At 69.2% G+C, this 14557-nt stretch carries 13 protein-coding genes; 2 read left to right on the forward strand and 11 right to left on the reverse strand.

The window, feature by feature from the left end; translation table 11 throughout:
* The first annotated feature begins 34 nt into the window (after positions 1-34).
* Entirely contained in the window at positions 35-523 is a 489-nt protein-coding gene (locus ACQQ2N_RS11005; RefSeq protein WP_440221630.1) for a hypothetical protein, read from the forward strand.
* 203 nt (positions 524-726) lie between these two features.
* Positions 727-1386: a class I SAM-dependent methyltransferase gene (locus tag ACQQ2N_RS11010; RefSeq protein WP_440221631.1), complete on the forward strand. Its 660-nt coding sequence runs from the start codon at positions 727-729 to the stop codon at positions 1384-1386.
* A 17-nt stretch (positions 1387-1403) separates the two neighbouring features.
* Here ACQQ2N_RS11010 and ACQQ2N_RS11015 read toward each other — a convergent pair whose 3' ends face one another.
* The 11 genes from ACQQ2N_RS11015 to ACQQ2N_RS11065 all read right to left on the reverse strand — a co-directional run bounded on the left by ACQQ2N_RS11015 (position 1404) and on the right by ACQQ2N_RS11065 (position 14555).
* Entirely contained in the window at positions 1404-3668 is a 2265-nt protein-coding gene (locus ACQQ2N_RS11015; protein ID WP_440221632.1) for a hypothetical protein, read from the reverse strand.
* A gap of 99 nt (positions 3669-3767) precedes the next feature.
* Positions 3768-4505, reverse strand: coding sequence for a queuosine precursor transporter (locus ACQQ2N_RS11020; RefSeq protein WP_440225743.1), 738 nt, complete (start codon positions 4503-4505; stop codon positions 3768-3770).
* A gap of 44 nt (positions 4506-4549) precedes the next feature.
* Positions 4550-5248, reverse strand: a complete 699-nt coding sequence (locus tag ACQQ2N_RS11025) for a YceH family protein (protein WP_440221633.1) — start codon at positions 5246-5248, stop codon at positions 4550-4552.
* Positions 5245-7278: a prolyl oligopeptidase family serine peptidase gene (locus tag ACQQ2N_RS11030; protein WP_440221634.1), complete on the reverse strand. Its 2034-nt coding sequence runs from the start codon at positions 7276-7278 to the stop codon at positions 5245-5247. Before ACQQ2N_RS11030 ends, ACQQ2N_RS11025 begins: the two co-directional genes overlap by 4 nt.
* A 94-nt stretch (positions 7279-7372) precedes the next feature.
* On the reverse strand, positions 7373-7768 hold the full coding sequence (locus tag ACQQ2N_RS11035; protein ID WP_440221635.1) for a DUF779 domain-containing protein: 396 nt from the start codon (positions 7766-7768) through the stop codon (positions 7373-7375).
* Positions 7769-7819: 51 nt separating this feature from the next.
* Positions 7820-9016 carry a porin gene (locus tag ACQQ2N_RS11040; RefSeq protein ID WP_440221636.1) on the reverse strand — a complete coding sequence of 399 codons (1197 nt, stop codon included), beginning with the start codon at positions 9014-9016 and terminating at the stop codon, positions 7820-7822.
* 254 nt (positions 9017-9270) lie between these two features.
* Positions 9271-9714: an azurin gene (gene azu, locus ACQQ2N_RS11045; protein WP_440221637.1), complete on the reverse strand. Its 444-nt coding sequence runs from the start codon at positions 9712-9714 to the stop codon at positions 9271-9273.
* Between the two features lie 35 nt (positions 9715-9749).
* The gene (locus ACQQ2N_RS11050; protein ID WP_440221638.1) at positions 9750-10319 is read right to left on the reverse strand and encodes a pentapeptide repeat-containing protein; all 570 of its coding nucleotides are present in this window, start codon (positions 10317-10319) and stop codon (positions 9750-9752) included.
* A gap of 68 nt (positions 10320-10387) precedes the next feature.
* On the reverse strand, positions 10388-12244 hold the full coding sequence (locus tag ACQQ2N_RS11055) for a methanol/ethanol family PQQ-dependent dehydrogenase (protein ID WP_440221639.1): 1857 nt from the start codon (positions 12242-12244) through the stop codon (positions 10388-10390).
* Positions 12245-12315: 71 nt separating this feature from the next.
* Positions 12316-12786: a cytochrome c-550 PedF gene (gene pedF / locus ACQQ2N_RS11060; protein WP_440221640.1), complete on the reverse strand. Its 471-nt coding sequence runs from the start codon at positions 12784-12786 to the stop codon at positions 12316-12318.
* Between the two features lie 527 nt (positions 12787-13313).
* The gene (locus tag ACQQ2N_RS11065) at positions 13314-14555 is read right to left on the reverse strand and encodes a c-type cytochrome (protein WP_440221641.1); all 1242 of its coding nucleotides are present in this window, start codon (positions 14553-14555) and stop codon (positions 13314-13316) included.
* Positions 14556-14557 lie beyond the last annotated feature (2 nt).

Raw genomic sequence — 14557 nt, forward strand, 5'->3', positions numbered from 1 at the left:
TCACATTGCGGTCGCAATCGCAGGAGGTTCCGCCATGATCCGCACCCGTTTCCGCGCCACCCGCCTGGGCTTCCTCGCCGCACTCGCCGTGCTCGCGATGGCGCTCGCGCCGGCCGCGTTCGCGCGCGGTCACGTCAGCATCGGGCTGTACGGCCCGGGTTACAGCGTCGGCTATTCCGACTGCCGCCATTGCGGTGGCCGCGGCTGGTATCCGGGCGGTCCCTACGGCAACGGCTACTACGGCTATGCGCCGTACCGCACGTCGTACCGCCATTCCGCGCCGTACCCGTATTACGGTTACAGCGGATATACCTCGTACCCGTCGTACTACTACGGTGGCCCTGTGTATCGGGACGACTACCGCCCGGTGGTGACTCGCCGCGTCGTCCATCGCGAGGTGCGCTACTACGATCGTGACGATCGCCGTCCGGCGCGCTACAGCCGCGACACCTACCGCAACGACCGCGACTACGGTCGTGATCGCGATCGTGGCTACTCACGGGCCAGCTACTACCGCGACTGATCCTTAAAATTCCGTTTCAAGCCGCCGGCGACATCCCCCTTCCCCCGTTGCCGGCGGTCTCGGACCCCGTGGCGATTTCCCCTGATCGCCACGGGGTCTTTCTTTGGCGTGTTCCCCACTGGTCGTCCACGTTGCAGCCCGATTACACTCGGCGCGCCCGTGCGGCGATCCCCGCTCCGAGCGGGAGCCCGACGGAATCCAGCATGACCCTGCAAGGCCGGCGTATCCCTTCCCCCTGCGCGAAGCCGAGTGACGACGTCACGTGGACGTTCTTCCGTCAGTGGCTCAAGAACCCGCTCAAGATCGCCGCGCTGTCGCCGTCGAGCCGACGGCTCGCCCGCCGCATGCTCGCGCAGATGCCGCCCGGCACGCGCCGCGTCATCGAGCTCGGTGGCGGCACCGGCGTGTTCACGAAGGCGCTGCTCGACCATGGCATCGCTCAGGACGACCTGCTCGTCGTCGAGCTGAACGCCGAGTTCCACGCGCTGCTGCAGCGACGCTTCCCGGGTGTCCGCGTCGTGCGCGGCGACGCACGCGAGCTCGGCACGATGGTCGAAGAAGAGGGTTTCGCCCGTGCCGGTGAGGTCGACGCGGTCATCAGCGGCCTCGGCATGCTGTCGATGTCGCGCGACCTGCAGCGCGCGATCCTCGATGCGGCGTTCCGCGTGCTCGGCCCGGAAGGCCGTTTCATCCAGTTCACCTACGGGCCGGTCAGCCCGATCTCGCGCGAACTGACCGCCGAGCTCGGTCTGACCGTGCGCCGCGGCGGCATCGCCTGGCGCAACGTGCCGCCGGCATCGGTGTTCGTGTTCTCGCGCAGCCGCACGACGTCGATCAAGGCCATCCGTCCCGCCGTGCGCTGAGCGGCGCGCCTGTCACCTCAATTGTCGATGCGGATCGGGATCGGGTAGTACGCGCCCGACAGCTCGGCCGCATTCCACAGTTCGGCCTCGTTGCCGTAGCTCGGATGGCTGTACAGCCCCGACGGCGTCACCGCCCTCACGAACAGCTCGTAATCGCCGTCCGCGAAGGCACGCGAATCGAACGTGCGCGTGTAGCGGCCCTGCGGCGCGGGCACGTCGCGCGCGGTCTCGATGAACAGCACGCGCTGGCCGGGCCCGCCGGTGCTTCCCTGCGGGCGCAGGAACACTGCGACGCTGGCGATGCCCGCGGTCCCGCCGGTGCTCCAGACCTCGGTGCTCGCGACCGGCACCACGAGCAGCTGCGGCGCCCAGTCGGCGTAGCTGCGATTGCCCGCGACGATCGTGACCGGCACGCTGCCGGACACGAGGATGCGTTCGGCCGGATCGGCACCGATCAGGTGCCGCGCACCGACCGGCGTGTCGCCGATGCGCTCGAAGCGTGCCGGCGGACCGAGTCGCGGCAGGTCGGCGTGCATCGGTTGGTCGTGGATGAGTGCGGGCGGCGTGTACGCGGGCGCGCTGCCGGGCGGGTAGAACACTTCGAGGTGCACGTTGAGCAGGCCCGTGTTCTCGGCGAAGAACCGGAACCGGTTGGTGCCGATCACGAACGGCGAGGGCATGCCGGCGACGAGATCGGCGACCTTGACGCGCACCGTGCTCGGCACATGCCAGGCCAGCAGGTCCGGCACGAGCGGCATGCTGTTGTTGACGCGTGGCGGCAGCGTGAACGTGGCGCCGACGTTCATCGCGACGTGGTCGCCGCTCGCGAGCTGGAACGACGAGTAATCGCCCATCTGGTAGGTGAAGACGAGCCAAGCCTGCGCCGTCGCGCCCGCGGTGACGGGGCGCAGGTCGTCGGGAATCGCGATGTCGAAGGTCGGGAACGTGCCGCTGCCGCGATGCGCCTTCTGGTAGTCGGTGCCGGCCAGCCGCGTCACGTAGTTGTGCACGCGGCGCGGCTCGACGACCGGGCCATCGAAGCCGAAGTTGTCCCAGTGCAGCAGGTAGTAGGGATTGGCATCCTTGGGCGTGTTGTAGCCGAAGCCGACCCACAGCGCCTCGTAGTCGCCGGCCGCGAACACGTCCGGTGCGAACGACGCATCGATGACCTCGCGCCCGTCGATCGACACGGCGATGCCGTCGGTGCCTACACGCACGTCGAACGCGCGCCGCACGTTCGTGACGGCCTGGCGTCCCACCGCTTCCATGTCGACCGACGCGATCGGGCGCGACGCTCCGTCCATGCCGATCAGGCTCACGCTGAAGGTCTGGAACTGCGCCCGCAGGCGCAGCATGCCGGCCGGCAGGCCGGTCGCGCCGGCGCTGTCGAAGAAGTCGGCGTGGCCGGTCACGTCGGTCGCGACCGGATTGAGATCGAGGTACCACACCGAGCGCGGGCTCAGCGGGCTGTCCATGTCGAACACGATGCGGCGTCGTACGCCCTGCTCGATGCGCAGCGGCTTGCGGTAGCGCTGCGAGGTCTGCGAGCGGTCGCCCGTGTTGTCCACGCGCGTGCCCTGCAGCGTATGCGCGTGGTACTGGTCGTTGATGAAGAACAGGTTGAAGCGCGGGTCGGTCGAGGTCACCGTTGCGTTGTTCCACAGCGTCTCGTCGGGCGCGCCCATCGGCAGGTTGAAGTCGTCGAACGAGGTCAGCATGTCGCGCAAGGCCTGCACGCGCGTGCCGTCGCCGCCGTCGAAACGCACGACGCGCGGAAGGCTCGTGATCGCACCGAGCGCGTCGATGCGCTCGACGCGCACCTGGTATGGCATGTCGTTGACCAGCGGCTGCAGCTGCACGCGGCGGTTGCCGGTGACCATCCAGCGCACGACGGGTGACGGCGTGCCCTCCGTGCCGCCATGTTCGGCGAGGCAGCCGTCGCTGGCTTCGGCCTTCGACCGTGGCGCGGCGGCCTCGGTCGTCGCCGCGGGCGTGTCGGGCCACCAGGTCACGAGGAAGCCGGCCGGATCCTGTCCACTGCCGTCCATCGTCCACCACTGGCCCCAGGCGTTCTCGGCGGCGTAGTCCATCTCGATGGTCGCGACGCGGTCGTCGCGCAGCACCGTGACGACCGGTGCCGCTGCGAGCGGATCGAAGCCCGCGCGGAACAGCGTCATCGCATCGGTGGATGCGCTCGCGGCGAGTCCTGCGACGAGCACGGCGACGACGACAAGGCGACGCGACACGGCCGGGAAAGGCGGGCGGGCACGATGCGTGGTCATCGGCGTGATCCGGCGGTGCGGTGCGCGGAGTCTGGGCGCCGTTTCGGCGCCGGACTGCGCAGTGCGTCACGCCGCGACGAACCGCGGCGGACCCGGCGGTCAGCCCGTGGCGGCCTCGCGCTTGAGCGACTCGGCGAGGTCGCGGCCGAGCCAGCGGTCGATGCCGCGGCGCAGCAGGTAGATCAGCGGGATCAGCGCGATCGCCGCGGCGACCTTGTAGGCGTAGTTGACGCTGCCGACCGCGAGCCACAGGTTGGTCGACCAGCGCTGCGGGCCGATCACGAACGCGATATAGAGCACCACGAAGCTGTCGATGAACTGCGACACGAACGTGGACACGGTCGCGCGCAGCCAGATGTGGCGTTCGCCCGTGCGCGTGCGGATCGCGTGGAACACGCGTACGTCGATGAGCTGGCCGACCAGGAACGCCGTGATCGAGCCGGCGATCGTCCACAGGCCCTGGCCGAACACGTAGGCGTAGGCGGCCTGCAGGTCCGGCACGCCCTGGTCGCGCGCGGCGCCGACCCACCAGCCGGCCGGCGCGAGCGCGATCGCCGCGTAGGCGAACAGGAACGCGTAGGCGATCAGCGCGACCGCGAGCCACGACAGGAAGCGCACGCCGCGGCGGCCGTAGAACTCGTTGATGACGTCGGTCATCACGAACACGATCGGCCACAGCAGCGTGCCCGCGGTGAAGTTGAGCGAGCCGGTCTGGCCGAACAGGTTCCACGCGAACGGGTCCACGCCGAGCGTGTCCTCGAGCGCGAAGATCTTCACGCCGATGAACTCGGCGATGATCGCGTTGGCGATGAAGAAGCCGCCCAGCACGAGGAACATGCGCTGCGCGCGCGGAGCCGACGACGGCGGCGCCACGGGCGGGTTCACGCGGTGTCGTCTCCGTCGGAGGGCAGGCGTGCGCGCAGCGCTGCGAGCTCCGCCTGCAAGGCCTCGACGACAGCCTCGAGACGCGCGACGCGCTCGCCGAGACCGCTGCGCGGTTCGGAGGCCGGCTCGTCGCTCGTGCGTGCGGCGATCTCGGCGGCCGATACCGGACCGCAGAGCAGGTGCATGTAGCGCTCCTCGCGCTGCCCGGCACCGCGCCCGATGCAGACCGCGAGCGCGGGCTCGCGCGAGGCGAGACGCTCGAGCACCGTGCGCACTTCGGCGACATCCGGGAAATCGGCGAGTCGCTCGCAGCGCGTGTAGAGCTCGTTGGCGGTCTGCGGGCCGCGCAGCAGCAGCACCGCGAGCAGCGCGCGCTGGCGCGGCGTGGTGCCGTAGACCGCGTCGAAGCGTTGCGCGTAGCGCGAGGCGCGTGCGGTCAGGCTGCCCGTGACGAGGCCCTTGCCCTCGAGTTCGCGCAGCGCATGGCCGACCTCGCCGGTCTCGAAGTCGGTGGTCGGCTCGCGGTTCGACTTCTGGTTGCAGGCCGCGACGACCGCATTGAGCGTGAGCGGGTAGACGTCGGGCGTCGTCGCGTGCTTCTCGACGAGGCTGCCGAGCACGCGTGCCTGGATCACGTCGAGCACGACCGGCGGCGGTGCCGGCGTGGTCGCGGTGTCGTCGGCAGCATCGTTCACGGCGCGGCCTTCTTGCGATGCTTCTCGAACCATGCGGTCGTGTTGAGCACCTGCGCGAGCAGGTTGCTAGGGCGCGCGTTGATCGAATGCGAGGCTCCGGGAATGCGCACGAGGGCGGTGTCGACGCGCTGCAGCTTGAGCGCCTGGTAGAGCTGCTCGGCTTCGGACGCGGGCGTGCGGTGGTCGTCCTCGCCGACGATGAGCATGGTCGGCGTGCGGATCTTGCCGGCGTGGTGGATCGGCGAGCGCTCGAGGTAGTGCTCGGCGTGGTCCCAGGGCAGGCCCGGGAACCAGTAGCGCGAGAACATCGGGTAGAAGTCCGAGGTCAGCACGAAGCTGTACCAGTTGATCACGGGCTTGGCCGACACCGCCGCGCGGAAGCGCTGCGTGTGCGAGACGATCCATGCCGTGAGCACGCCGCCGCCGCTGCCGCCGGTCACGAACAGGTTGTCGGTGTCGATCGCGCCGCGCGCGATCGTCGCGTCGACGACGCTCATGAGGTCGTCGTAGTCCTGGCCCGGATAGGCGTTGCGTATCAGGTTCGCGAACGCACTGCCGTAGCTCGTGCTGCCGCGCGGGTTGGCGTAGACGACGACGTAGCCCGCGGCCGCGTAGAGCTGCAGTTCGGGCGCGAAATGCGGGCCGTACGCCGTGAACGGGCCGCCGTGGATCTCGAGCAGCAGCGGGTACTTCTTCGAGGCGTCGAAACCGGGTGGCGTGATGATCCAGGCCTGCACGTTGCGGCCGTCGGCCGAGGACGGCACGTTGATCTCCTCGACCTTGCCGAGCGTCTTGTGCGCGAGCGCGCCGGCGCTGAGGTCGGTCAGTACCTTCGACGCACCGCCCTTGCCGGCGACGGCGACGTCGGCCGGGCGATACGCGGTGCCTCGCGTGTAGGCGACGCGGCCGTTCGCGGCCGAGAACTCGCCACTCGTGTACGGGCGTCCCATCGAGGTGCCGCCGACGTCGTCGACGATCTTCTGCACGGCGCCGCCCGTCGCGGCGATCCAGCCGAGCTTGCTGACGCCGCGTTCGTCGTACTGCAGCCACAGGCCGCGGTCGCCATCCCACTGCACGTCGTCGATCGTCGAATCGAGGCTCTCGGTGAGCACGCGTGGCGAACGACCGGATACGTCGGCGACGTAGACGCGTGCGTTCTGGTACGGATCGCCGTTGTCGTCGTAGCCGATCCAGGCGAGGCGGCGACCGTCGGGCGACACGCGCGGCGAGCGGTCGGGGCCCTTGCGCTCGGTCAGGCGCGTCATCGTGCCGTCGTCGACGGCGACGCGGTAGAGCTCGCTTTCGGAGAGGTCGTACTCCCAGTCCTCGGCGAGGTTGCCCGACACGATCAGGCCCTTGCCGTCGCGCGTCCACGCGGGTGGCCCGGAAATGTTGGATTTCCCCGAGGTCAGCTGGCGTGCGGCGCCGCCGTCGGACGGCACGACGAACAGCTGCGTGTAGCCCGGATCGACGTAACCCGCGCCGTCGATGCGGTAGATCACGCGGTCGACGACCTTCGGTGCAGGCGCCCATTCGGCGCCCTTCGGCGGTGTAGGCATGCGCGCGAGCGGCGTGTCGGTGGCCGGCACGCGCATCGTGAAGGCGAGCCAGCGCCCGTCGGGCGACCAGCTCAGGCCTTGCGGGGCCTGCGTGAGTTCGCTGATGCGCGCGCTCTGTCCGGAATCCATCCAGCGCACGTGGACCTGTGTCGAACCGTCGACCGTGGCGACATAGGCGAGGCGCGTGCCGTCGGGCGACCAGGCCGGCGAGCTGCCGACGCTCGCGAGCGGGCGATGGTGGCGGCCGTCCGCATCGACGATCCACAGCGACGTGCGCTTGCGGTCCTTCATGATGTCGAACGCGTTGCGCTCGTAGGCCACGTGGCGTCCGTCGGGCGACAGCGTGGGGCCGGTCGCCCACTGCAGGCCGAACACGTCGAGCGGTTCGAACGTGGCGGCGGCGTGCGAGGACGGCGCCGCGGCGAGGACGCCGAACGCGAGGACGAGACGGACGGGCAGGCGCGCGGGCATCGGAACTCCGGCAAGGGGCGGGTGCCGGACATTCTGTCCGCTCGCCCGCGACGCGCCTAGTGGCGGAGGTCGTGGTCGGCGGGGGCTCGCAGGCTCAGACGCGCCCGGCGGCCTGCAGCGCGGCGAACTCGTCGTCGGTGAACAGTCTCGAGCGCACGAGGAAACGCAGGCCTTCGCCGTTCTCGAGCGAGAACATGCCGCCGCGGCCCTCGATCACGTCGATGATGAGCTGGGTGTGCTTCCAGTACTCGAACTGCGACGGGCTGATGTAGAACGGCGCGCCGCCGATCTCGCCGAGCTTCACGTCGCGGTCGCCGACGATGAAGTCGCCGAGCGGATAGCACATCGGCGCGGAGCCGTCGCAGCAGCCACCGGACTGGTGGAACATCAGGTCGCCATGCTTGGCCTCGAGCCGGGCGATCAGGTCGAGCGCGGCCGGCGTCGCGAGGACCTGCTCGACGGCGGGGGATGGTGCGGTGGCGACGGACATGCAACCTCCAGCGGTGGAAAGGTGCCCCGCCGCGGCGGGGCACCGGGTGACTCAGAAGAACACGATACCGCCGAGCGACGCGCCGTTCATGCGCGCCGTGTTGCCGTCGAAGTCCTTCGAGCGCGTCTGGCCGATCTCGGCCACGAGCGTCACGCTCTTGGTCAGGCCGTAGTAGAGGCCGGCCGTCGCGTTGGCGTTGGACTTCACGGCGCCGATGTCCTCGCCGTCGTCGTCGTTCTTGCTGATGCCGTAGTTGAGGCCGAACTTCATCTTTTCACTGGCCTGGAAGGTGCCCTGCACGAGCCAGTTGACCGACTTGAGGTCGCCCTGGTCGCCGTCGGCGAGGATGCCGAGGCCCTTGCCGGCCTGCACGTTGGCGAGCAGCCCGAACGCGCCCGCGCTCACCGACACACCGGCTTCTGCACCGCGCATCGTGAAGCTCTCGAGATCCTCGGACGCACCGGTCGCCGGGTGGAACTTCTGCGCCTTCGCGCCGACCCAGCCCTTGAACGCGCCGCTGCCGAACGAGATCTGGCCCTGCAGCTGCGGTCCCGACTTGCTGACGAAATCGCCGCCGTTGTCGACCGGGCTGAACAGGCCGCCCTTGAAGCCGAAGCCGCTCTCGGTGGTCGGCGACGACCACGTGATCTGGCCGTAGTGGCCGAGGTAGGTGTAGCCCGCGCCGATGTGGCCGAGCGTGACGCGGCCGCGCTGCGTGGCCTGCACCGGCGCACCGGCGCCGATCAGCGTCATGTCGCCGAGGATCGCGCCCGAGCCGAAGATGCCGTAGTCGCGGCCGAGCTTGACCGTGCCCATGCCGTCGTTGCCGACCGTGAAGAACGCCTGGCGCACGTCGACGCCACTGTTGGCGGCGATGCTGCTCGAGGTCGCGGTGTGCGCCATGATGCTGATCTGGCCACCGACATCGTAGTCGCCCTGCGTCGACGAGAACTTCGTCACCAGCGCGTTCGGGAGCAGGCCGTTGCCGATCGTCGTGCGGCTGTCCTCGCCGCCGCAGCCGAGTGCCTGCCCGGCCAGCGCGACGCCGTTGACGGTGTCGCCGCTGCAGTCCACGCCCGTGTAGTAGGCGTTGATGAAGCCGCCGACGTCGATCGTCCAGTCGCCGGCATTGAGTTCCACGGCCGAGGCAGCCTGTGCACCTGCGAGCGCGAGCAGGGCCGTCGCGAGGCGCGCCTGGCGCAGCGTGCGACGGGTACGGCGATCGTTCTTCTTCGAGTTGAATGGCATGATGCTTTCCCTCCCGGTCCGGAATTGGACCTGCGCCTGCAACGCACGCGTTATGCCAGCGTGAATCGTGTTGCGGCGAAACATGCGATCCGTGGCGCCACGGCTGTCCTCGATGCCGGATCGTGTTGCGGGGCAGAAGGATCGTTTCCCGGGTGGAAAATCCCCGGATGTTCATTACTGGAACACCCCCGGCACACGGGTGTCGCAGTTTCGGTCGCGTGACGGCGGCGATGACGCGCCGCCACGCACCCCGTTCAGCCGAAGACGAGCTTGCCCTTCATCGCACCCCAGTGCCCCGGGAACGAGCAGAAGAACGTGTAGTCGCCGCCCGCCACGAGGCCGCTGGTCGCGAAGGTCACCGTGGTCTTCTCGCCACCGCCGACGACCTTGGTGTGCGCGATCACGCGCGCGTCGTCCGTCGGCACGTAGTCGTTCTCGGCACCGGCCTTCATGCCGGCGATCGCGACCGACCGGTAGGCCGGCGTCGCCGTCAGCACCCAGTTGTGGCCCATCGTCTTCGCGTCGATCGTGCCGGTGTGGGTCAGCGTGAGCGTGACCTCGGTGCAGTCGGCCGGCACCTCGAGCGTCGCGGTGTCGAACTGCATCTGGTCGTTGCTCGCGATCGCGAGGTCGCAGCTGCGCGCATGCAGCGACGACGAGGCGAGCAGGGCGAGGACGGAAACGGTGCGCATGAACATGCTGGACTCCTGTAGCGGTCGGAAAGAATGAGGCATCACCAGTCGGTCGGGCATTCGATGCAGCCGTCGAAGAACACTTCCGAGAACACCGCGAAACGGATGCGCGTGCCGCGCATCGAGGCGTCCTGCAGCGTCGACGTGCTGAACTTGGTCTCCTGCGCATCGGCGGCATCGAGCGTCGCGCCGACGAAGCGGCAGCCGATCGCCCATGCCGCCGACAGGTTCGCGGCGGTGAGGTCGGCCTTCGTGAAATCGGACTTCGACATGCGCGCGGCTTCGAAGTCGGCTCCGGTGAGCTGTGCGCGCACGAAGATCGATTGCGCGAGGTAGGCACGCGAGAAATCCGTGCCGCGCGCGATCGCATCGGTGAAGTCGGCGCCGACGAGGTTGGCCGAGCGCAGGTCGGCACGGCTCAGATCCGCGCCACGGAAGATCGCGCCGCGCAGGTCCTTGCCGGCGAGGTTGGCGAAGCGCAGGTCGGCGCCGCTGCAGTCGGCTTGCGGAGCGGGTTCGCAGCCGATCTCGCGTGTGTCGAGCGGTGCTTCGACCGCATGGGCGGCGGACGACGCGAGCAGCAGCACGCTCGCGTGCAGGAGGGTTCGCATGGCAGGTCTCCTCGGAAAAAAGCCCGGCGCCTCGCGGCGCCGGGCAGGTCGTCATCGACGGGCGTGCATCAGCCGCGCTTGGGCAGCTTGAACACCCAGAACGAGCCGCCTTGCGTGACCTGCTTGGTCAGGTCGGCCATGTCGCCGCCCCACAGCGGCACGGCGCCGCCGTAACCCGAGGCGATGCCGATGTACTGGTCGCCTTCCTGCTCCCAGGTGATCGGGATCGAGACGACGCCCGAGCCGGTCTGGAACGACCACAGCTCCTTGCCGTCCTTCGCATCGAAGATCTTCACGTAGCCGTTCGACGTGCCGGTCACGACGAGGCCGCCGGCCGTGGTCAGCGTGCCGGCCCACAGTGGGAAGGTCTCCTTGTGTTCCCAGACGATCTTTCCGGTCTGCGGATCGAGCGCACGCAGTGTGCCGACGTGGTCGTCGTGCAGGCGTTTGATGCGGAAGCCCATGCCGAGGTACGCGGAGCCCGGCTTGTAGGCCAAGTGCTCGGCCCAGTAGTCCATGCCCCAGTGGTTGGCGGCGATGTAGAACAGGCCGGTCTCCGGGTTGTAGCTCATCGGGTTCCAGTTCTTGCCGCCGAGGAACGGCGGCGAGACGAAGACCGACTCGCCCTTGTCGACGCCTTCGGCGGGCTGCTTCGGACGCTGGCCCTCGTTCTCGATCGGACGTCCGGTCTTGAGGTCGAAGCCCTTGGCCCAGGTGATGCCGTCGACGAACGGGTACGCGGCGATCAGCGAGGTCGGCTTGTTCGGGTAGCCGCTGCCGCTGGCGAGCTTGTTCGTGTCGGTCACGAAGAAGAAGCCGTTGCGGTCGGCGTGCGCGCCGGCCTTGATCGTCTTGCCGTTCTTGTCCTTGTAGTCGAACAGCACGATCTCGTTGTTGCCCGAGAAATCCCAGGTGTCGTTCGGCGTGTGCTGGAAGAAGCCCTTGAGCTCGCCCGTGGTCGCGTCGACGTAGGCCTGGCCCGAGGTGAACAGGCTGTCGAACTTCTTCGGATCGCCGCCGACCGGGGTGCGCAGGTTGCCGTTCCACGGCGCCGGGTTGCCCGCGCCGATCACGATCGTGTTGGTCTCGGGGTCGAAGCTCGCGCTCTGCCACGGCGCGCCGCCACCCTGGCTCCACGGCTGCACCTTGCCGGTCGGCGAGGTCTTGTCGTCGGGCCACGACGGCGCCTTCGGATTGCCCGTGTAGGTGCCGGGCTTGCCGTCGCGGCGACCCTGATGGCCTTCGACGAGCGGGCGCGCCCAGACTTCCTCGCCGGTTTCCGGATCACGCGCGAACAGCCAGCCGACCACGCCGAACTCGTCGCCCGAGCTGCCGTGGATCAGCAGCACGCGGCCGCCTTTCTCCTTCACGAGCGTCGGTGCGCCGGTCATCGTGTAGCCGACCTTGTGGTCGCCGAACTTCTTGGTCCAGACCACCTTGCCGGTGTCCTTGTCGAGCGCGACGACGCGCGCGTCGAGCGTGCCGAAGAAGATCGTGTTTCCGTAGATCGCGGCACCGCGGTTGACCACGTCGCAGCACGGGCGGATGTCGTCGGGCAGGCGCTGCTCGTAGGCCCACAGCTGCTTTCCGGTCTTCGCATCGAGCGCGAAGATGCGCGAGTACGACGCGGTCACGTAGATCACGCCGTTGTGCACGAGCGCCTGGGCTTCCTGGCCGCGCTGCTTCTCGCCGCCGAACGAGAAGCTCCATGCCGGATGCAGCGAGGCGACGTTGTCGCGGTTGATCGTCGCGAGCGTCGAATAGCGCTGCGCCTTGAGGCCCATGCCGTAGCTGAGCACGTCGCCGGTGGTGCGGTCGTCGTTGGCGATGTCGTCCCAGCCGACCGTGGGTCCTGGCGCCGCGATGCCGGCGACGCTCGCGGTGGCGAGCGCGGCGGCGACGGCCGTCGTGATGAATCGTTTCATGGATCGAGCCTCCCTCTGTGGATGGTGGTTGCGGCATCCGTCGTCGTCGCGACGGTGGTGGAACACGGGAATCAGTCGGGCTTGCGCGTGTCGATGTAGGCGCGGATCGCCCAGATCGCTTCCTGCGAGAAGATCTCCTTGAACGGCGGCATGTAGACGCGGCCGTCGCGCACACGGCCCTTCTCGACCGTGTCGTGGAAGTACTGGTCCATCTCGGCGATGCAGTCCTTGTCGGGCGCGGTGAAGTCGCCGCAGTCGGCGTTGAGCTTGCGCAGGTCCGGGGCGATGCCGCCCGAGATCGCATCCAGGCCGTGGCAGCGCGCGCAGTTCTGGTTGTAGGCGGACGCACCGATGCGCACGGCCTCCTTGTTGGCCGCGCCTTCGCGGTACGGGTTGCTCGTGTGCGCGGTGTCGCCGAGCGGCGGCAGCGTGTGCGTGTCGACGGCTTGCGGCGCGGTGTCGCCGTGCGCGAGTACGAGGCCTGCGGCGGCGAGCGGGACGAGGGAAAGGAAGCTGGCGATGACGCGATGGCGTGCGGGCATGAGGCATTTCCATGGGCATGGCGGAGAGGTGCCACGCGAGGCGGTCGTGTCGCGCGTCGTGTTCGTCACGCACGCGGCGGGGCAGGGCGCGCGGCGCGATCGAACGCGATGGCGGGCGACGGCGCGTCCTCGCGTGGTTCCGTGACAAGGGCACCGTGCATGCCAAGCGATGCCGCAGCGCACACGGTGTTGCGCTGGATCAGGAATTGTTCCCGGCGCGCGCCGCGAGCGTGCACAGCGTGTCCTCGCGCGGTGCGGACACGCGCGACGTGCAGGCCTGCGGAGGTGATCGTGACGACGCGCGCGCGGACGTCCGTGCGGTCGGAGACTCGGTCCGCAACGGCGCATCACGCGTCACGCGATGATTCGTGTTGCGGTGCGTCAGGCGTGTCGCATCGCGCCGTGCGTGTTGCGATGCGCGCACGCTGGCCGACAACGAAACACCCGCGAGGCGACTGTCGCAATGTGCGACAGCCGCGACGCGGGCGGGAGGGAAGGGGCGCGGCGCCTCGTGCGCCGCGCGGGTGTCACTCGGCGTAGAAGCGCAGCGGTACCTTCGAGGCGCTGATACCGTCGAACGTCATCGTCGCTTCGCCGGCCGGATAGCCGTTGTTGAGCAGGATGTACGCCATGATCTGCACGTACTCGTCGTGGGTGAGGCTGCCCGGTGCCGTGGCCGGCATGTTCTCCGCGACGATCTTGAAGATGTCCTTGAGCTTGTAGTTGTGGCTCGGCGAGGCGAAGAACTTGCCGCGCAGCGCGGGGCCCGCACGCCCGTTGAGATCGGGGGCGTGGCAGAACGCGCACTTGTCGTCGTAGGTCTTCTTGCCGAGTTCGGCCTGCTGTGTCGTGAACAGCTCGGGCGGTCCCTTGCCCTTCTTCGGCTTGGGCTTGGCCTTCGCATCGTCCGCGCAGGCGACCGCTTCGGCATCGGACGCCGCGACACGCGGCGTCGTCGCGGTCGCGGTCGGCGGCGTGCGACGCGCGAACGCGAGACGTGCCGCGCGTGCTTCGACGCCGAGGCCGGCATCGGCATGCGCACCGAGGATGCGCGCGAGTTCGCCGTCACCGCGCAGGCGTTCGACGGCCTTGTCGAACGCATCGACCTGCGCTTCGCCGCGTGTGCCGTACAGCGCGACGAGATCGAAGCGCGCGCCGGGTTCGTCGAGCGGCAGCACGCGCACGTCGGCGTGCTGCGCATCGGCGAGCAGGGGGGCGACCGACGGACGCCACAGCATCACGGCGTCGACCTCGCCCGCATCGAGCGCGGCGAGCGTCTCGGCATCGGTCTCGTAGATCGACCGCACGAGCTGCGGATGGCGGTCGAACCAGAGGTTCGGCGTCGTGTTGAACGCGACGCCGATGCGCGTGCGTGCCGGCAGCGCGTCGAGCTTCGACGACGCCTTCGCGTCGCGCGTGACGAGCACGAAGCCGGTCTTCGCGTAGGGGCGCGTCGCACGCACGCCGCTCGGCAGGCCGTCCTGGCCCGCGATCGGGAAGCCGAGCACGAAGTCGCAGGTCTCGCCGACGAGCTCGAGGTAGTTGCGCAGGCGGTAGCCGCGTTCGCCGCCGGTGCCGTCGTAGTGCTCGACGCGAGCGGTGGTGCCTTCGGCGGTGGCGATCGCATGGGCGAGTTTCGCGTCGAGCGCGGCGGTGGGACTGGCGTCGTCGATGCAGACGCTGATCGGCGCGGCGACCGCACCGCCGCCGTGCGCGAGCACGGCGGCGGCGAGGACGGCGGCGAGACGCGGGAGGATGCGTATCGTCATGC

This window comes from Dokdonella aquatica, from assembly GCF_051987395.1.
GTDB lineage: Bacteria > Pseudomonadota > Gammaproteobacteria > Xanthomonadales > Rhodanobacteraceae > Dokdonella.

Coding starts and splice junctions, on each gene's coding strand:
- pedF (WP_440221640.1), bottom strand. CDS start 12,786: ATGCCCGCACGCCATCGCGTCATCGCCAGCTTCCTTTCCCTCGTCCCG.
- ACQQ2N_RS11015 (WP_440221632.1), bottom strand. CDS start 3,668: ATGACCACGCATCGTGCCCGCCCGCCTTTCCCGGCCGTGTCGCGTCGC.
- ACQQ2N_RS11065 (WP_440221641.1), bottom strand. CDS start 14,555: ATGACGATACGCATCCTCCCGCGTCTCGCCGCCGTCCTCGCCGCCGCC.
- ACQQ2N_RS11040 (WP_440221636.1), bottom strand. CDS start 9,016: ATGCCATTCAACTCGAAGAAGAACGATCGCCGTACCCGTCGCACGCTG.
- ACQQ2N_RS11030 (WP_440221634.1), bottom strand. CDS start 7,278: ATGCCCGCGCGCCTGCCCGTCCGTCTCGTCCTCGCGTTCGGCGTCCTC.
- ACQQ2N_RS11050 (WP_440221638.1), bottom strand. CDS start 10,319: ATGCGAACCCTCCTGCACGCGAGCGTGCTGCTGCTCGCGTCGTCCGCC.
- ACQQ2N_RS11005 (WP_440221630.1), top strand. CDS start 35: ATGATCCGCACCCGTTTCCGCGCCACCCGCCTGGGCTTCCTCGCCGCA.
- ACQQ2N_RS11020 (WP_440225743.1), bottom strand. CDS start 4,505: ATGTTCCTCGTGCTGGGCGGCTTCTTCATCGCCAACGCGATCATCGCC.
- ACQQ2N_RS11010 (WP_440221631.1), top strand. CDS start 727: ATGACCCTGCAAGGCCGGCGTATCCCTTCCCCCTGCGCGAAGCCGAGT.
- ACQQ2N_RS11055 (WP_440221639.1), bottom strand. CDS start 12,244: ATGAAACGATTCATCACGACGGCCGTCGCCGCCGCGCTCGCCACCGCG.
- azu (WP_440221637.1), bottom strand. CDS start 9,714: ATGTTCATGCGCACCGTTTCCGTCCTCGCCCTGCTCGCCTCGTCGTCG.
- ACQQ2N_RS11035 (WP_440221635.1), bottom strand. CDS start 7,768: ATGTCCGTCGCCACCGCACCATCCCCCGCCGTCGAGCAGGTCCTCGCG.